General features: G+C 71.5%; 16 protein-coding genes. 7 read left to right on the forward strand and 9 right to left on the reverse strand.

Annotated elements, in window-relative coordinates; translation table 11 throughout:
• Positions 1-57 precede the first annotated feature (57 nt).
• Positions 58-1,455, reverse strand: a complete 1,398-nt coding sequence (locus HNR73_RS04775; RefSeq protein ID WP_184786035.1) for a gamma-glutamyltransferase — start codon at positions 1,453-1,455, stop codon at positions 58-60.
• Positions 1,456-2,597: 1,142 nt separating this feature from the next.
• Positions 2,598-3,410, reverse strand: a complete 813-nt coding sequence (locus HNR73_RS04780) for a GntR family transcriptional regulator (RefSeq protein WP_184786036.1) — start codon at positions 3,408-3,410, stop codon at positions 2,598-2,600.
• A 287-nt stretch (positions 3,411-3,697) separates the two neighbouring features.
• Here HNR73_RS04780 and ehuB point away from each other — a divergent pair, with 287 nt between their 5' ends.
• Genes ehuB through ehuA form a run of 4 tightly spaced genes read left to right on the forward strand, consistent with a single transcriptional unit; the run spans position 3,698 to position 6,798 of the window.
• Complete coding sequence (gene ehuB / locus HNR73_RS04785) at positions 3,698-4,594, forward strand: ectoine/hydroxyectoine ABC transporter substrate-binding protein EhuB (RefSeq protein WP_184786037.1); 897 nt, start codon at positions 3,698-3,700, stop codon at positions 4,592-4,594.
• A gap of 5 nt (positions 4,595-4,599) precedes the next feature.
• Positions 4,600-5,328: an ectoine/hydroxyectoine ABC transporter permease subunit EhuC gene (ehuC, locus tag HNR73_RS04790; protein WP_184786038.1), complete on the forward strand. Its 729-nt coding sequence runs from the start codon at positions 4,600-4,602 to the stop codon at positions 5,326-5,328.
• Positions 5,325-5,984, forward strand: a complete 660-nt coding sequence (gene ehuD / locus HNR73_RS04795; RefSeq protein ID WP_184786039.1) for an ectoine/hydroxyectoine ABC transporter permease subunit EhuD — start codon at positions 5,325-5,327, stop codon at positions 5,982-5,984. Before ehuC ends, ehuD begins: the two co-directional genes overlap by 4 nt.
• Positions 5,974-6,798 carry an ectoine/hydroxyectoine ABC transporter ATP-binding protein EhuA gene (ehuA, locus tag HNR73_RS04800; RefSeq protein ID WP_184786040.1) on the forward strand — a complete coding sequence of 275 codons (825 nt, stop codon included), beginning with the start codon at positions 5,974-5,976 and terminating at the stop codon, positions 6,796-6,798. Before ehuD ends, ehuA begins: the two co-directional genes overlap by 11 nt.
• A 263-nt stretch (positions 6,799-7,061) precedes the next feature.
• On the opposite strand, the gene HNR73_RS04805 is transcribed toward ehuA, so the two are convergent.
• Together HNR73_RS04805 and HNR73_RS04810 are read right to left on the reverse strand one after the other, a co-directional pair.
• Entirely contained in the window at positions 7,062-7,934 is an 873-nt protein-coding gene (locus tag HNR73_RS04805) for an NAD(P)H-binding protein (protein WP_184786041.1), read from the reverse strand.
• A 2-nt stretch (positions 7,935-7,936) separates the two neighbouring features.
• Positions 7,937-8,860: an EamA family transporter gene (locus HNR73_RS04810; RefSeq protein WP_184786042.1), complete on the reverse strand. Its 924-nt coding sequence runs from the start codon at positions 8,858-8,860 to the stop codon at positions 7,937-7,939.
• Positions 8,861-9,056: 196 nt separating this feature from the next.
• Here HNR73_RS04810 and moeZ point away from each other — a divergent pair, with 196 nt between their 5' ends.
• On the forward strand, positions 9,057-10,235 hold the full coding sequence (moeZ, locus tag HNR73_RS04815) for an adenylyltransferase/sulfurtransferase MoeZ (RefSeq protein ID WP_184786043.1): 1,179 nt from the start codon (positions 9,057-9,059) through the stop codon (positions 10,233-10,235).
• 120 nt (positions 10,236-10,355) lie between these two features.
• Here the strand turns inward: moeZ and HNR73_RS04820 are convergent, their stop codons facing one another.
• The 4 genes from HNR73_RS04820 to HNR73_RS39475 all read right to left on the reverse strand — a co-directional run bounded on the left by HNR73_RS04820 (position 10,356) and on the right by HNR73_RS39475 (position 15,354).
• The gene (locus HNR73_RS04820; protein ID WP_260336935.1) at positions 10,356-11,396 is read right to left on the reverse strand and encodes an alpha/beta hydrolase; all 1,041 of its coding nucleotides are present in this window, start codon (positions 11,394-11,396) and stop codon (positions 10,356-10,358) included.
• A gap of 1,081 nt (positions 11,397-12,477) precedes the next feature.
• On the reverse strand, positions 12,478-13,308 hold the full coding sequence (locus HNR73_RS04825; RefSeq protein WP_203685943.1) for a DUF3152 domain-containing protein: 831 nt from the start codon (positions 13,306-13,308) through the stop codon (positions 12,478-12,480).
• Positions 13,250-14,269: an alpha/beta fold hydrolase gene (locus HNR73_RS04830; RefSeq protein WP_184786044.1), complete on the reverse strand. Its 1,020-nt coding sequence runs from the start codon at positions 14,267-14,269 to the stop codon at positions 13,250-13,252. Before HNR73_RS04830 ends, HNR73_RS04825 begins: the two co-directional genes overlap by 59 nt.
• Positions 14,266-15,354 (reverse strand): hypothetical protein, encoded by a 1,089-nt coding sequence (locus HNR73_RS39475; RefSeq protein WP_184786045.1) that lies wholly within the window; start codon positions 15,352-15,354, stop codon positions 14,266-14,268. The genes HNR73_RS04830 and HNR73_RS39475 overlap by 4 nt, the downstream gene beginning before the upstream one ends.
• Positions 15,355-15,561: 207 nt before the next feature.
• On the opposite strand from HNR73_RS39475, the gene HNR73_RS04840 reads away from it, so the two are divergent.
• Complete coding sequence (locus HNR73_RS04840) at positions 15,562-16,209, forward strand: TetR/AcrR family transcriptional regulator (protein ID WP_184786046.1); 648 nt, start codon at positions 15,562-15,564, stop codon at positions 16,207-16,209.
• Between the two features lie 57 nt (positions 16,210-16,266).
• Positions 16,267-16,494: a DUF3107 domain-containing protein gene (locus tag HNR73_RS04845; RefSeq protein WP_184786047.1), complete on the forward strand. Its 228-nt coding sequence runs from the start codon at positions 16,267-16,269 to the stop codon at positions 16,492-16,494.
• A gap of 51 nt (positions 16,495-16,545) precedes the next feature.
• On the opposite strand, the gene HNR73_RS04850 is transcribed toward HNR73_RS04845, so the two are convergent.
• Complete coding sequence (locus HNR73_RS04850; RefSeq protein ID WP_184786048.1) at positions 16,546-17,238, reverse strand: ferritin-like fold-containing protein; 693 nt, start codon at positions 17,236-17,238, stop codon at positions 16,546-16,548.
• Positions 17,239-17,515: the final 277 nt, after the last annotated feature.

A 17,515-nucleotide genomic window follows, 5' to 3' on the forward strand; every position in this document is an offset into this window, starting at 1 on the left:
CAGCCAACCACGGCCGTCCGACATAGGCGAGCCGCGACACGTACGAATGGGGGTTGATCACACGCCGGCGACGACCCTCCCCGCGCCCGCCCGGCGCGGATCGCCCGCGGCCTGCGTCGGCGTCACCGCGCTGGCACCACCGAAGTAGTGCCGGTCGGTCGACCACTCGTTGAGGTCGTAACCGGCCTTGACCAGCGAGGTCAGCGCGTCCGTCGAGACACCGGGCTCAGTGTGCACGAGCGGCCCGGCGACATGGAAGCGCGGCCGCGACAAGGCATCGTCGAGCGAATCGCCGCGGACGAGGTGGTTGACCAGGACGTGCAGCAGCGCCGTGCGGATCCGCGACGCGCCCGCCGAACCCGCCGCGACCGTGACACCGCGGCCGTCGAGGACCACGAGCGGGCACATCATGCTGCCCATGCGGTGGCCCGGGGTCAGCGGGCCGCGCAGGAGCTCACCCTCGCCGAGCATCGAGTTGAGGTGCACGCCGTAGCCGCCGATCCACACCGACGAGCCGATGCCGAGGGTCGTGGTGACGACGCAGGCGTTGCCGTGCCGGTCGATGACCGAGATGTTCGTGGTGTCGCCGGGGCCGCCCGGGTCGGGACCGGCGAGGGCGTCGGCGACCGCGACCGCCCGGTCGCCCTCGTCGAGACGCGACAGTTCGGGCAGGGCGGCGAGTGTGCCAATGGTGTGGTTGAGGTCGTCGCGGCCGCAGACGACACGGCCGGTGAAGACCGTCCGCCGCACCGGGACAGACAGGACACGGTAGGCGGCGAGGTCGCCAGGGCCGAGAGCGCCGCCGGCGGCACGAACGTCGTTGACGAGCTGCGCGCCGAGGACGCCGGTGTAGAAGTCGCCGGGGCCCGCCTGGGCGATGCGGTCGAGAGCGTCGACGAGGCCCGGGTGATAGAGGATCTGGCCGCCGCGTAACAACTCGCCGTTGGGGGCATAGGCCGCGCGGCCCTCACCCGAGACGAGCGCCGGAGCCACCGACGGGAGCGTCGACGCGTGCTCGTCGGGCAACGGGACACCGCGCTCGGCGAGCGACGTCGCCGGTTCCAGCAGCCGCGTCCACGGCGTGCGACCCCACCGGCGATGCAACTCGGCCGCCCCCGCGACGACGCCCGGGACGCCGACACTCGCGCCACCGATCGAGAAACGCATCGGGACACCCCCGAACGCGACATCGATCGCCGTCATCGACGACGCCACACCGCCCTCGACACCGGGAATCGCCGTGAAGAAGTCCAGGCAGGTCACCACGCCCGACGCGGCATCGAAATACGTGGCGAACCCGCCACCACCCAGCCCCGTCATGATCGTCTCCCCGACACACGACGCGAACACCGCCGCGACCGCGGCATCAGCGGCGTTGCCCCCAGCAGCGAGAACATCGGCACCCGCATCCACAGTGGCCGGATGACCAGCGGCAATACCCCCAAAGCGGCCCATGAGCGGCAGCGTAACCAGCCGAGACGGGGGAGGCTGTCAGGTGTAGGACTGTGTGGGTTTGGGCGGCGCGAACGAAACCGCCTGAGGGGTGGGGGCGGGCTCGGCCGCCGGTGCCGGTGCCGGTGCCGGTGCGGGGGCCCGGGGTGGGCAAGCGGGCAAGCAAGCGAACGAACGGGCGAAGTCGAGCTTGCCCGGGTGGGTGCGGGAGCAGGCTCGGGCTGTTGAGGGCAACATGCGGCGGCGGACGGCCGTGCGAAAAACGCACTCCCCCGCTCGCCCCAAAGGGGCCCCAAAAATCACGATACGGGCTGAGTACGACAAAAACGGCTACGCGAGGATCGCTCGCAAAGCTGGCCGGCACGAGCGCCGGGAGTCGCGGCGAGAGTCCTGCCCGGGCGAATGGCGGCATGGCGAAAGCTCGGCGCGGCTGGCCGGCGGGGCGCGACGGGAACCCACGTGCGCGATCGGGCGACGCGGCGTTGCCACCGTCCGCTGCACCCCCGGCAGGCCTCGGCGGTCGGCGGCGACACCCGGCGACCCTCCGGTGCAGCGATATACAGCCATCACGGCGGTGGGCACCCGCCCGGAAACGCCCGGCGGGCGCGTGTCGCGGCCGACGGGCGAGAAGCGCCACGGGCGTCCGTCCCGCCGGGCGGACGTCACCTCGACCGCTGAACCGGCACGGCTTCGCCCGGGGACGCCCCCGCACCCGCGCTCGCACGGGCAGTGCCGGTTACCCGAGGGTGTGGAAATCGCGCAGCCACCCCGCACCCGCGCGCGCAGTACCTCCTCCGCGTGCGTCAGCTCGGCGCGCTCGCCCCTGCACCCACGCGCGCACGGGCAGTACCTCCTCCGCGTGCGTCAGCTCGGCGCGCTCGCCCCTGCACCCACGCTCGCACGGGCAGTACCTCCTCCGCGTGCGTCAGCTCGGCGCGCTCGCCCCTGCACCCACGCTCGCACGGGCAACACAGATGGCGAAAAGCTCCGAGTAGGACACAGGTCCCCGCACCCGCGCACCCACGCGCACCCACGCGCACCCACGCACACCCACGCACACCCACGCACACCCACGCGCACCCACGCACACCCACGCACACCCACGGACAACACAGTGCCCTGGCACGAGACGACGCGCAGGCCCCCTAGACCACGCCCTCGGGCAGTTCGAGGGGGTCGAGTTCGCGCGGCTCGTCGGGCACCGGTGCCTGAAGCGTCTCGATGTCCGGGCCGAGCACGCTCTGCCCGGTCAGGCGGCGCACGGCCCCCTCCATGTGCGACTCGATCAGCGCCAGCAGGCGCGTCTCGTCGCGGTCGCGGAGGGCGTCGACGATCGCCTCGTGGTCCTCGGCCAGGTCGGCGCGGACGACGAAGCCGGCACTCGGGCCGTGCTGCATCGAGAACGTCGACAGGCGCGTCTCGATCAGCAGCGTCCGCATGCTGCGGCTGAGCCGGTGGCTGCCCGCCGAGTCGACGAGCATGCGGTGGAAGGCCAGGTCGGCGTCGCCGAGCTGGCGGGCGGCGCCCTTCTTCGCGGCACGCGACATCTTGCGCACCTCGCCGGTCAGCGCCCGAACGGTCGCGGCCAGCGCGGGAGCGCCCAAACGGAGCAGACGCAGACACGCGGACCGTTCCACGGCGGCCCGCATCTGATAGACGTCGGCGACGTCGGCGGCGCTCATGCTGGCGACACCGAGCCCGCGGCGGCGCACGGTCGTGAGCAGGCCCTCCTGCACGAGGCGCTGCATGCCCTCGCGGAGCGGCCCACGGCTGACACCGAGCTGCTCGGCCATCTCGGCCTCGCCGAGCGGCGAACCGGGCGGCAGATCGCCCTGCACGATCGCCTCGCGAATGCGCTCGGCGATCAGATCGACCGTCGAGTAACGGCTCACGGGCGCGAGCCGGTTGGGGAGCGCACGCTCAGCCGAGGTCAGGCTCGGCGGTGATGGCCGGGTCACACCTCAACACCTCCTATGAACGCAAGACGATCTCGGGGGCGCGGCAGCGCCCCGAGCCGAAAATTTACCCTGCGCGACTCCCGGTTCCGCGTTCCGTCGGCGATGACGCGGCGGTGGATTCGACGGGCCGACGGCACCGGGGCCGGTTGTTACCAAAGTTAGATCATCGTATTGTCGACAAACATACGATGCCTGATACGGTCTCTTGACACAACGGCCCATGCCAAGTGTGACGAGCCCTGACATATCCCCCATGCAGGGCGCTGAAGGATTGGAAGGACGGCACCATGACCGCCCAGAAGAACTGGTCCCGTCGCGATCTTCTTCGCGGCACGCTCCTGGCCGGCGGCGCGCTGGCCGTGCCCGGCCTGCTCGCGGCCTGCAGCAAGACCCCCGACACCGGCGCGGGCAACACGCTGGATCGCATCAAGAAGGACGGCAAGGTCAAGGTCGGCTTCGCCGCCGAGGCCCCGTACGGCTTCGAGCAGGACGGCAAGCTCGCCGGCGAGGCTCCCGCGATCGCCGCCGAGGTGTACAAGGCCCTCGGCGTCGGCGAGATGGAAGGCGTACTCGTCGAATTCGGCCAGCTCATCCCGGCGCTGACCTCGGGCCAGTTCGACGCGGTCGCCGCCGGCATGTTCATCACGCCCGAGCGCTGCGGCCAGGCGGCCTTCGCCGAGCCCGAGTACATCTCCACCGCCGGCCTGCTGGTGCCCAAGGGCAACCCGAAGGGCCTCACCGACTACAAGTCGGTCGCCGAGGCGGGGATCAAGCTCGCCGTGATGAGCGGTGCCGCCGAGGCCGCCAACGCCAAGGACGCTGGCGTGTCCGAGGACAACCTCGTCACCGTCGACAAGCAGCCCGACGGCCTGTCGGCGATCCTCGCCGGCGACGCCGACGCGTTCACCCTCACCACCCCGTCGCTGCGCTGGATGGCCAAGGACAGCGCCGACGTGGAGGTCACCGAGGGCTTCGTCCCGACCTTGAAGGGCGTGCCGCAGACCGGCGCGGGCGCGGCGGTGTTCCGCTCGGCCGACACCTCGCTGCTCGAAGCCTTCAACGCCGAACTCGCCAAGCTCAAGGCCGACTCGGCCCGTTACCTGGCGCTGATCGAACCCTTCGGGTTCACGCAGGCCGAGATCCCGCCCGCGGACCTGACCACCGCGGAGCTCTGCAAGGGCTGACTGACATGGGTGACTTCTTCACGACTTTCGCCGACGCCCTCCCCCAGCTGCTCAGCGGCATCAGGATCACGCTGATCCTGACCGCGAGCGGGGCGGTGCTGGCGCTCGTGCTGTCGTTCCTGTTCGGGCTGATGTCCCGCTCGCGCTCGATCATGGTCCGCGGCACCTCTCGCGTCATCGTCGAGTTCTTCCGCGGCACCTCGCTCGTGGTGCAGCTGTTCTGGTTCGTCTACGCGATGCCGATCGTGACCGGCTTCCAGCTCGACGACCCGGTCTACGCCGGCATCATCGCGCTCGGCCTCAACTACGGCGCCTACGGCGCCGAGGTGGTGCGCGGCGGCCTCAACGCCGTCCCGCAGGCGCAGTGGGAGGCCACGATCGCGCTGAACATGACGCCGCTCCAGCGGCTGCGCCTGGTCATCGTCCCGCAGGCGATGGCCGAGATGATCCCGCCGTTCGGCAACCTGCTGATCCAGCTGCTCAAGGCCAGTTCGCTGGTCGTGCTGGTCGGTATCGCCGACCTGTCCTTCGAGGCCGAGAAGATCCGCCTGACCAACGCCACCGAGGCGACGGCGGCGTTCTCCATCAGTCTCGTCCTCTACTTCGTGCTGGCCTGGCTGCTCAACACCGGCATGCGTGCCTGGGAGGGCCACGCCAAGGCCAAACTCGGCCGGCCGGTACCGCGTAAACGGCTCCTGCAGCCGGTCCGCGCCGACCAGGGAGGTGCCGTGTGAGCTGGTGGAACAACCAGGCGGCGCTGGAACTCTTCCCGCTGCTGCTCGAAGGCTTCCGGATCACCCTGCTGGCGACGCTGCTCGGCTCGCTGCTGGCGCTGACGCTCGGCCTGGTCTTCGCCTTCATCGACCGGACCGCACCGGAGTACATCCGCCGCCCGCTGGGCTGGGTGCTGCAGTTCATCCGCTTCACCCCGCCGATCGCGCAGCTGTTCTTCGCCTACTACGTGATCCGGCCGAACCTCGGGATCGGCGTCGACGCGCTGACCGTCGGCATCGTCGTCCTCGGCGTGCACTACGCGACCTACAACGCCGAGATCTACCGCGCCGGCATCGAAGGCGTGCCGAAGGGGCAGTGGGAGGCGGTCACCGCCTTGTCGCTGCCGCAGGGCCGCGCCTGGTTCGGCGTGATCCTGCCGCAGGCGATCCGCCGCGTGCTGCCCTCGCTGGGCAACAACGTGATCATCCTGTTCAAGGAGGTGCCGGTCCTGTCGGCGATCGCGGTGACCGAGATGGTCCGCGTCGGCAAGGAGTACACCTCCGACCACTTCGCCTTCTACATCGAGGCCTTCACCATCGCCGGGCTCATCTACCTGGTGGCGAGCTATCCGACCTCACTGCTCATGCGGAAACTGGAGGTGCGTCTTGGCAACTGACACCACGGCGGCGCAGGTCGAGACCGACACGCAGGCTCTCGGCCCGGTCGTCAACTTCGACAAGGTGGTCAAGCGCTACGGCGAGCTCACCGTGCTCGACGAGCTCGACTTCTCGGTGAAGCCCGGCGAGCGCGTGACCCTCATCGGTCCGTCCGGTTCGGGCAAGACCACGATCCTGCGGCTGCTGATGACCTTGGAGAAGGTCACCGACGGCGTGATCTGGGTCGAGGGCGAGCCCCTGTCGCACATGCGCGACTCCGGTGGGGAGCTCGTGCCCGCCAACGAGGCGTACCTGCGGCAGATGCGCAAGCGGATCGGGATGGTGTTCCAGCAGTTCAACCTGTTCCCGAACATGAACGTGCTGCGCAACATCACCGAGGCGCCGGTGCACGTGCTGGGCCTGAGCAAGGACGAGGCCGCGGTGCGGGCGCGGGAGCTGCTCGAACTGGTGGGGCTGTCCGACAAGGAGAACGCGCATCCGTCGAAGCTGTCGGGTGGGCAGCAGCAGCGAGTCGCGATCGCGCGGGCGCTGGCCATGCGGCCCGACATCCTGCTGCTCGACGAGGTGACCTCGGCGCTCGACCCGGAACTGGTCGCCGACGTGCAGAACGTGCTGCGTGACATCGCCTCGTCGACCGACATCACGATGCTGATCGTGACGCACGAGATGCACTTCGCGCGGGACGTGTCGCAGCGGGTGCTGATGTTCGACAAGGGGAAGATCATCGAGGAGGGCACTCCCGAGCGGTTGTTCAGCGAGCCCCGCGAGGAGCGGACGCAGAAGTTCCTGCGGGCGGTGCTGGAAGGGCGCTGAGGCGCCTTGACTCGGCGGACGGGCCCCGCCCGGGGGGGCGGGGCGGCCCCCCGCCCCCGGTGGGGAAACCCCCAAGGCCGCCCCCGGGGGCCCCCCGCCAACGGCGCTGTGCCCCCGTGGGCACCCCCGCGCGTTGGTCCCGCGCGCCCCGCTTGGCGGGGCCGCCTACTTCCCTGGGGGGGTTGGGGGGGGGGGGGGGGGGGGCGGGGGGGGGGGGGGGGGCCGGGGCGGGGGGGGGGGGGCCGTCCGCCGTCCCCGTGTCGTCATCCGCCGAAGGCCTCCGCGTGGTCCCGCGCGAACTCGGCGATGTCCCTCGGTGGGCGCCCGAGCAGCTCGGCGACGGTCCCGGTCGTGTAGCGCCCCCAGCCCGCGGCGTAAGCCTGGGCGTACTCCTCGACCATGTCGACGATCCATCCGGGCACGCCGTGTCCGAGCATCGCCTCGCGTTTGGCCTCGTCGCTGACGGGCCGGTAGCCGACGTCGCGGCCGAGCGCGCGGCCGAGTTCGCCGGCGACGTCGTCGAAGCTGAGCAGCCGCGGGCCGCTGAGGGTGTAGGTCTCACCGTGGTGCTCGCCGGGGTCGTCGAGGAGGACGCGGGCGGCGACGTCGGCGATGTCGCGGGCGTCGATCATCGCGAGCTCGGCGGCGGCCATGTTGAGCGAGAAGCCGCCGGTCGTGGCGACCTCGCCGGCCTCGTTGAGCAGGTTCTGCATGAACCAGTGCGGTTTCAGGATCGTCCAGCGCAGTCCGGAGCGCTCGATCTCGCGGTCGGACAGGGCGTGCAGGCGGCCGCTGCGGTTGGGCGCGTCGTGGGCGGCGTCGATCGCCGACAGGCGCACGACCCGCTCGACGCCGGCCTCCCGCGCGGCCCACAGCGCGTTCATGCTGTTCTCCGGCGCGCGGGGGCCGTTGGGGGTGAGCAGCCAGACGTCGTCGACGCCTTCGAAGGCGGGCGGGAGTGTGCGGGGGTCGCCGAGGTCGCCGGTGACGACGTCGGTGCCGCGTTCGCGCAGCGCGTCGATGCCGGATTCGCTGTAGGCGAGGGCGCGGAGTTTCACGTCGGCGCCTTCGAGGGCGTCCATCAGCGCGGTGGAGACGGTGCCGGAGGCTCCGGTGATCAGGACGGTGCGGGACATGGTCAGTTTCCTTTCGGGGCGAGGCCGAACAGGCCGCGGGCGGCCTCGGGCGTGAGCTGGGCGGCGGAGATGGCGCTGAGGGCGAGCACGAAGCCGGCGCCCTGCCACGCGGTGAGCGACTGGCCGAGGAACACCCAGCCGAGGACGGTCGCGACCACCGGGGACAGCAGGGCGAGGAAGGAGACGGCGACGACGGGCAGCCGCCCGATGCCGCGGAACCAGATCGGGTAGGAGAGTCCGGCGCCGACGACGGCCAGCCAGGCGTAGCCGCCGAGCGCGGGGAGGTCCAGTGCGGGCGGGAGACCTTCGACGGCGAGCGCGAGCGGGAGGAGGACAAGGCCGCCGGCGGTGAGCTGCCAGCCGGCCAGCGTCGTCGGGCCGACGCCTTCGGGTCGTCCCCAGCGTTTCGTCAGCACGATCCCGGCGGCCATGACGGCCGCGGCGGCGAGTCCGGCGGCCACGCCGAGGGCGTCGAAGTCGAGTCGGCCGCGCAGGACGATGAGTCCGACGCCGACCACGCCGGTCAGTCCCCAGCCGAGGCGCCAGCGGGTCGGTTTTTCACCGAACACGGCGAAGGCCAGGCCGACGACGAACAGGGGCTGGACGGCGGTGAGGGTCGCCGCGACGCCGCCGGGGAGGCGGTAGGCGGCGACGAACAGCAGCGCGAAGAGGGCGCCGATGTTGAGGGTGCCGAGGACGAGCGACCGCCAGAGCCATACCCCGCGCGGGAGCCGCCGGGTGACGGCGAGCAGGACGAGCCCGGCGGGGAGGGCGCGGAGGACGCCGGAGACGAGCGGGTAGCCGGGCGGGAGGAACTCGGTGGTGACCAGGTAGGTCGTGCCCCAGGCGGCGGGTACGGCCGCGGTCAGGGCGGTGACCGCGAGGGTGCCGCCGGGGGCGGTCGTCCGGGCCGGTGCCTGCACCATGGCCAACTCCTTAGCGCTAAGATACTTAGAGTTAAGGAGATTAGGCCGCATCGAGGCCACTGTCAAATCTCTCAGCGCTAAGGCTTCTGCGGAGTCCCCACCCCGCGAGCCCTCACCCGTCCCACCCAGCAGGATCCGGGCAACATCACACCCACCCCCCTGCCAATTCCTACCGCGCCGGACAACAATGGGACCCATGCCACTACCGCCGCTTGTGGAACCCGCAGAGTCACTGTCCGTCGAAGAGGTCCGCCGCTACTCGCGGCACCTGATCATCCCCGACTTCGCGATGGACGGCCAGAAACGGCTCAAGAACGCCCGCGTCCTGTGCGTGGGCGCCGGTGGGCTCGGCTCGCCGGCCCTCCTCTACCTGGCCGCCGCCGGTGTGGGCACGCTCGGTGTCGTCGACTTCGACGTCGTCGACGAGTCCAACCTCCAGCGGCAGGTCATCCACGGTGTCTCCGACATCGGACGCCCGAAGGCCGAGTCGGCCGCCGCGAGCATCCGCGAGATCAACCCGCTGATCCAGGTCAACGTGCACACCGAGGCCCTTGACAACGACAACGTCATGGAGCTGTTCTCCCAGTACGACCTCATCGTCGACGGGACCGACAACTTCGCCACGCGGTACATGGTCAACGACGCCTGCGTGCTGCTGAACAAGCCGTACGTGTGGGGCTCGATCTTCCGCTACGACGGCCAGTCCTCGGTGTTCTGGTCCGAGCACGGACCCTGCTACCGCTGCCTCTACCCCGAGCCGCCCCCGCCCGGAATGGTGCCGAGCTGCGCCGAGGGCGGCGTACTCGGCGTGCTGTGCGCGTCCATCGGATCCGTGCAGGTCAACGAGGCGATCAAGGTCCTCACCGGGACCGGCGAGCCGCTCGTCGGACGATTGATGGTCTTCGACGCGCTCGAAATGAGCTGGCGCGACATCAAAGTGCGCAAGGATCCCAACTGCGCCATCTGCGGCGAGAACGCGACCATCACTGAACTGATCGACTACGACGACTTCTGCGGCGTGGTCTCCGAGGAGGCGAGCATGGCTGCGGCCGGATCCACCATCACCGCGACCGAACTGAAGGACTGGCAGGACGCGGGCAAGGACATCGCGCTGATCGACGTGCGCGAGCCCGCCGAGTACGCGATCGTCAAGATCCCGGGCTCGACGCTGATCCCGAAGGGCGACATCGTCTCGGGTGAGGCGCTGTCGCAGATCCCGACCGACAAGCAGGTCGTGCTGTACTGCAAGGCCGGCGTGCGCTCGGCCGAGGCCCTCGCCGCCGTGCACGCGGCGGGTATCTCCAACGCCGTGCACGTCCAGGGCGGGGTACTGGCCTGGATCAACCAGATCGACCCGGCGCTGCCGAGTTACTAGGCGCGCTTCGCCCGCTGCGCGGGAGAGTCGGTGGGGGGTCGGGCGGGGACCCGTCCGACTTTCCAGCTGTCCGGCGAAACGGCCCGCACCCTGTTGAGGGTGCGGGCCGTTTCTCGTCGGTCAGATGTTGCGGTCGAGCCAGTCGTCGACCTCGGCGAACCAGGTCGCGGCCGTGCGGTGCAGGTTCAGCACGTGGCCGGTGTCGGCGACGACGAGCGCCTCCAGCTTCGCGTCGGCCGGATAGTGCGGGCGCTCGCCCGCGAGCAGGGCCGCCGACGAGGAGCAGTCGGTGGCGCCCGGCCCGCACAGGAACCTGTCGAACTCGCCGACGATCACGTACACCGGGACGTCGATGTCGCCGCCGACCCCGGCGTCGCCCATGGCGAAGACGTCGGGTTCACCGGTGAGCTCGTCGAAGGCCATGACCAGCGGTGATGCCGTCGGACGGTGGTACATCCACGCCGACTTGCCGCCGATCGGCAGCGAGGTGTAGCCGTCGTCGAGGCCCCGTCCGGCGACGCGGGGATCACGCGAGGCGGGGACGTAGGCGGCGCCGAGTTCGGCGAAGGCGTCCCAGTTCGGGGTGCTGGATTCGCCGGTGAGGACGAGGCCGTCGACGTCGCCGGGCCACTCCTCGGCGACCATCCGGGCGAGCGTCGAGCCGAGCGAGTTGCCGACGAGGACGACCCGGGCGTAGGTCCGCCGCAGCTCCAGGACGACCTGGTGGACGGAGTCACGGTGGCTGTCGGGGGCGAAACGGGAACTGTGCGGGGCCGCCGAGGCGCCGGTGCCGAGGCGGTCCATGGCGAAGGTGGCGTGACCCGCGCGGGACATGTACTCGACGTAGGACGGGCCGCGCGGGTCGCCGCGCATCGTCCAGTAGGAGCGGTCGTAGGTGCCGCCGGGGAGGAGGAGCTGGACGGTGTCCGGGTGGGCGCCTCGCGGCGAGCACAGGGTTCCGGCAACGGTCTGGTCGGCGGGGGCGCCGGGGGTGAGGGCGACGGGAACGGTTCGCTCGCGGCAGGTGGCGGGGGTGGTGTTCGTGGGGGTGGTGTTCGTGGGGGTGCTCTCGGTCGGGGTCGCCGACGCGGGGGCGGCGGCGAGGAGGGGGACGGCGATCGCGAGGAGGGCGAGCGCCGAGATGAGGCGGGGACGGGTCATGCGGCTCCTTGTTCGTACGGCGTACGGATATTGTAGCCGGACTTCGTACGGCGTACTGAGAGGGGGGCGGGAGCGGGCGAAGGCGCAGTTCAGGACGCGCGAAGGCCAGGCCCACGACGGTGGGGCGCGATGCGAGGCCGGGTTCAGGCTCGGGCCGCGACGGGCGACGCGGCTGACGCCGGGCGTTTTCGGGCACGCCTCAGGAGCGGACGGCCGTGCGAAACTCGCACTCCCCCGCATGCCCCAAAGGGGCCCCAAAAATCACGATACGGGCGAGGTGTGACATTTCCACGAGTCGTGGGGTGCGAGCGGAGCGAGGCGGGCGGCGGAGCCGTGAGGGGCGAGGTGTGCGGCGGGAGGTGTGCGGCGCGAGGCGCGAGGCCGAGCCGTGAGGCGGGAAGCGCGAGATGCCCTGTGCGCGGCATGCGGCGAGCCGTCCGGCGCGAGGCACGAAGCACGAAGCACGAGGCGCGAGCACTCAAGCGCGAGGCACGAGGCGTCCGGCGCGAGGCCGAGCCGTGGGGTGCGAGCGGAGCGAGGCGGGCGTGCGGCGGGAGGCGCGAGCACTCAAGCGCGAGGCACGAGGCGTCCGGCGCGAGGCCGAGCCGTGGGGTGCGAGCGGAGCGAGGCGGGCGTGCGGCGGGAGGCGGGAGGCGGAGCCGTGAGGTGGGAAGCGCGAGATGCCGTGTGCGCGGCATGCGGCGAGCCGTCCGGCGCGAGGCACGAGGCACGAGGCGCGGGCCCTCAAGCGCGAGGCCGAGCCGTGAGGCGGGAGCCGTGGGGTGCGAGCGGAGCGAGGCAGGCGTGCGGCGGGAGACGGGAGGCGGAGCCGTGAGGCGGGAAGCGCGAGATGCCCTGTGCGCGGCATGCGGCGAGCCGTCCGGCGCGAGGCGGAGCCGTGGAGGCGGGAGGTCTGCGCTGCGGGGCGCGAGTGTGCGCTGCGGGGCGGAAGCCGTGAGGGGCGAGGTATGCGGCGCGAGGTGTGCGCTGCGAGCCGTGTGGCGCGAGCACCCTGTACGCGTCACACGCTGAGCCGTCCGGCGCGAGGCCCGAGCCCTGAAGCGCAGCCCTGCGGCACCCCCTAGTACTCCCCCTGCGGCCCGCTGTAGTACTTCTTCCCGTCCGGGTACGGCCAGGCGTTCGCCTCGCACCCGTGCATCCCCAGCGTCTGCTGCTGCATCACCGGCGCCTGCTCGCCCTTCTTCGGGCACAGCTCGTGCCCGTGCCCCAGGGCGTGCCCGCTCTCGTGGTTGATCACATACTGCCGGTACACGTCCAGCCCGGCCCCGTAGTCCTCGATCCCCAGCAGCCACCGCGCCAGGTTGATCACGACCTTCTCGCCGTTCCGGCACGACGTGAACGTGTCATCCGAGGCGCACAGCACCGTCCTCGTCTTCGGCGACGCCAGGTACACCGTGAAGTCGTGGCTCTCGCCCTTCCCCACCCGCTGCAACCGCCACTGTTTCCCGGCGGTCCAGCCGCGCTCGTCGGCGAAGACCCCTTCGACGGCCGCGGTGAACTCCTCGATGTCCTGTTCGATCCCGCCCTCGACGGCGACGCGATACCGCATCAGCTGCCCGGCCTTACCGTGGCGCTCGCCGTCACCGGGCGCGTAGGTCCATTTCCCGTCGCCCTTTTCGACGACCTCGGGCGGTGCGAGCGGCGCCTCGCTCATCGGGGGCGCGATCGAGCTCTCGACGACGGCCGGGGTCGGCACGGCCGGAGCGGCGTCGTTCTCGGTCGGCTCGTCGTCACCGGAACGGAACACCGCGATGGTCAGCAGGACGACGCTGGCCAGGGTGATGGCCAGCAGGGCCGTGCGGCGCAGACGCGCACGCCGCCTCCGCGCCCGCCTAACCTGGCTGCGGCTCGGCCGTGGCTGGGGTCGCACCGCTCGGCGTGTCGTCGACATCGGCTCCAATATAGGGGGCTATCTCGTCGAGCATGCCGACTACCGCACGCGCGACCGCGCGTGGCGCCTCCATCTGTCCCAGATGGCCGACCTTGTCCAAGATCAGCAGCCGCGAATCCGGGATCGTGCGCGCCACCTGCGGCGCGAGCCGGACGTCGACGAGTTTGTCCTGCTTGCCCCACACGACCAGGGTCGGCGCGGTGACGTGCGCGGCGAGCCGCCACAGCGAACCCGAACCGGGCAGATACGCCCGAATGAAACTCGACACCAGCCCGCGGAAACTGCGCACGTAGGCGTCGGCGTGCCACGGCAGGCTCATCCGGTATTCGAGTTCGGCGACGGCCTCGGCGCGGCGCAACTCGGTCACCGTCGACGGGTCGGCCCAGCAGTTCTCGATCACCTGGTCGACGAGCTGGCTCGGCGTCATCCGCGCCAGCGCGCGCACGGCGAGCCGGTCGGCGCGGGGAATCGCCAGCAGCGGCACGAGCCGCCCGTGGCGGGAACGCCGGGGGTCGACGAAGGGCATGGCCGGCGAGATGAGCGTCAGCGTGCGGACGAGTTCGGGGCGTTTCCCGGCGACGTAGACCGACACGGCCCCGCCGAGGGAGTTGCCGAAGAGGTGGACGGGCCCGCGCCCGGCGTACTCGATCCAGCTGATGACGCGATCGGCCATCGCGGGGATCGTGTACCGGCGGCTGGGTTCGCTGCGGCCGAAGCCGGGCAGGTCGATGGCCTGCCCGTCGAGGCGGTCGGCGAGGACGTCGGCGAGGTCGGTCCAGTTCTGCGCCGACCCGCCGAGGCCGTGGACGTAGAGGGCGGGTTCGGCCCCCTCGCCGCGCCCGGGCGTCTCGCGGACGTAGGTGTGCGCGCCGTCGATGAGGTGGTCGCGACCGGGCCAGGGTTCGTGCTGCACCTCGATGGGCGGCACGTTCGCGTCGGGCGCGATCACGGCACGCTTCACGGCAGCAGCACCTCCAGCCGGCGGTTGAGGGCGGACATGGTCGCGTGGACCATGGCCTGGCGGTTGTCCCCGGCGACGGGGGCGGCGCCGGCGAGCTGCTCGGCACCGGCCTCGGTGAGCAGGAGGACGACGACGACCGCGACGCGCAGCGCGCCCGCGGGCACGACCGAGGCGTGCTCGACGACGCAGCGGCCGCGGTTGCCCAGGAGGGACGCGACGGCGTCGATGGTCGCGTCGGCGGTCGTGCGCAGCACGTGCCAGTCGACGGCGGGGCCGGTGGCGCGGCCGATCGCGCGGTGGCCTTCGACGTTGAGGCCGACCTCGACGGTCGTCTCGAAGCCCGAGGTCGACACCTGGACCTGCTCGACGACCGCGCGCGTCTGTGCGCCGCCGGGGCCGGCGGGGCGCGGGAAGTGGTAGGCCTGCGTCGTACGGGGCTGCGCTCGCACGCCAAGCCGGTCGGCGAGCAGGCGGGTCGCCTTGGCGGAGACGGCGTCGGGGTCGGCGGCGGTGTCGAGGTCGAGGCGGAGACGGCGGGCGCCGGTCGGGTCGGTGTAGAGCTCGGCGTCGTGCACGCCGGTGAGTTCGCGGACCGCGATGAGGACGGCCTCGTCGTCTTCGACCTGGGCGCTGCCGTTGACGCGCGACTCGCCGGTCTGCTCGGGGATGTAGGGCCTGATCTCCTGGGTGGCCTGCGTGTTCCAGACCGAGGCGCTCTCGCGGGGGGCGGGGACCGGTTCGGTCTTCGGCTTGTCCTTGGCCTTCTCGGTCTCGGCGCCGCGGAAGAACTGCGCTATCCGGTTGAGCTGGGCGCGGTCCACCTCGGGTTCCGGCGCGAGAACGGGGATCGTCGGCATGTCGGCGGGACGGGACGAGGGGGGCGGGTCCTCGTCGGCGTAGCGGCGGCGGCGCGGGGGCCTCGGCGAGACCAGGTCGGGCACGGGGGCGGGCGCGAGCGGCGTGTCGTCGGCGAGTTCGGGCTCGGCCGACCGCCGTGACGCCTCGTACCTGCGCCGCGGTGCCACGGTCGCCTTCTCGTCCAGGTCGCGACCCATGTCGGAATCACGCCGATCCTGTTCGTACACGACATTCTCCTCGCCCGGCCTGTCAGCAGGTTACCGCCAACGTGCCGCCCGCGCTAACCGAGCGTGGTGGGGAGGGTCTTCGGGAGCGAGACGCGGGCATGGACAACGACACCACCGCGACCCTCCCCCAGATCATGGCTTGCGGCTACCGTTAAGGGCCGAGAGGAGGAGGCGCATCCCGCGAAGGACCGGGACCGCCGACCACATATGGCGCTCACTGACGGCCGCAGTGTCCGCATGCCCCGACCCGAGCGGCGTCGCCAGCTGCTGGAGGCGGCCCAGGAGGTGTTCGTGGCGCGCGGCTATCACGCCGCCGCGATGGACGACATCGCCGAACGCGCCGGGGTGAGCAAGCCCGTTCTCTACCAGCACTTCCCCAGCAAACTCGACCTGTACCTGGCGCTCCTCGACGTGCACGGCGAGGCCCTCGTGTCGACCGTGCGCAATGCGATGGCGACGACCTCGGAGAACAAGGACCGCGTGCACCGCGCAATGCAGGCGTACTTCGACTTCGTCGACGCCCAGGGCGAGGCGTTCCGTCTCGTCTTCGAGTCCGACCTGCGCAACGACCCCGCGGTCGCCGAGCGCATGGAGTCGGTGGAGCGCGGCTGCTCCTCGGCGATCGCCGAGACCATCATGGCCGACACCGGCGCGACCCGGCAGCGCGCCGAACTACTGGCCGTCGGGCTCACCGGCGCCGCCGAGATCGCCGCGCGCTACTGGCTGGCGTCGAAGCGGGCCGTGCCGAAGGAGGAGGCCGTCGAGTTGATGGCCACCCTGTCGTGGCGGGGCATTTCACGTTTCCCGCTGCACATTCCCGAAGACACGCGCGATGAGGACAACACCGGCCGGTGAGGCCGTGAGGCGCCCCGGGCGGCTAGCCTTTGTCCCGGACGATCAAAGGAGGGGCCCGTGGAGGTCAAGATCGGCGTGCAGTACGCGCCGCGTGAACTGGTTCTCGACAGCGACCAGTCGGCCGACGAGGTGGCCAAGGCCGTCTCGCAGGCCCTCAGTGAGGACAACGGCGTGCTGAGCCTGACCGACAAGAGCGGCAAGCAGGTCTTCGTCGCCGTCGGCAAGATCGCCTACGTGGAGATCAGCGAGCAGACGCAGCGCCCGGTCGGCTTCACCGTCAGCTAAGGCCCGTCATCACGGCCGGGGAGCGCGCTCCCCGGCCGTATGCGTGCCCGGCTAGGTGTTGAGGCCGACGGCGCCCATGCGGTCGGTGTGGGCCTGCGTGAGGCGGCGGAAGAGCGCGCCGATGCCGGCGAGGTCACCGCTGCCGCTGACCACGAGGTCGGTGAGGCCGTCGCGTTCGGCCGCGACCCGCTGCGCCTGCGTCATGGCCTCCCCGACGAGCCGGCGCGCCCACAGCGCGAGCCGGTTGGCGAGTTTCGGGTCGGCGGCGAGGGCCGCGCGGATCTCGGCGACGGCGAACTCGGTGTAGGCCGTGTCGTGCAGGACCTCCAGCACGAGCGAACGGTCACCGGGTTCGAGGAAGTTGGCGATCTCGCGGTAGAAGTCGTCGGCGATGCCGTCGCCGACGTAGGCCTTGGTCAGGCCCTCCAGCCAGTCGCGCGGGGCCGTCGCCTCGTGGAAGTCGTCGAGCGCGGCGACGAAGGGCTCCATCGCCCCGGCCGCGTCGGCGCCGAGTTCCTCCAGACGCGCGACCAGCCGCCGGTAGTTGGCGATCTCGGCGCCCGCCATCGTCGACAGCGCCGCCCGGCGGCGCAGGTCCGGCGCGAGCCGCGCGTCGGCCGCCATGCGATCGAACGCGACCAGCGAGCCGTACGCGAGCGCCCCGAGGAGATCCGTGACGGCCTCGGTGGAAGGCGGCTCGGCGGGGGTGGGTTCGGGGGTGGGTTCGGGTGCAGGTGTGGACACGGTGGAAGGCTATCGGTTGCGGGGGCGCTTCGGAGGCGCCGGCGAAGCCGCCTTCGCGCCGGGGACACGCGCGCCGCGGTCGCGCTCGCCCGCCTGACCAGGCCCGCGGCGAGTGAACCCCATTACCCCCCACACCTGCGCAAGGTGGCTATTTTCGCCGGAGCACGTACCATGGAGGAGTTTAGATCCGCGTGAACGCCGGATCACCAGCCGCCCGGGGTGCCCCCGGGTGTCAAACGGCCCGTGACGCCGAGGGAACCGACCCGAGGTCGAGCAC

Origin of the sequence: Phytomonospora endophytica, assembly GCF_014202425.1 — a bacterium.
Lineage (GTDB): Bacteria > Actinomycetota > Actinomycetes > Mycobacteriales > Micromonosporaceae > Phytomonospora > Phytomonospora endophytica.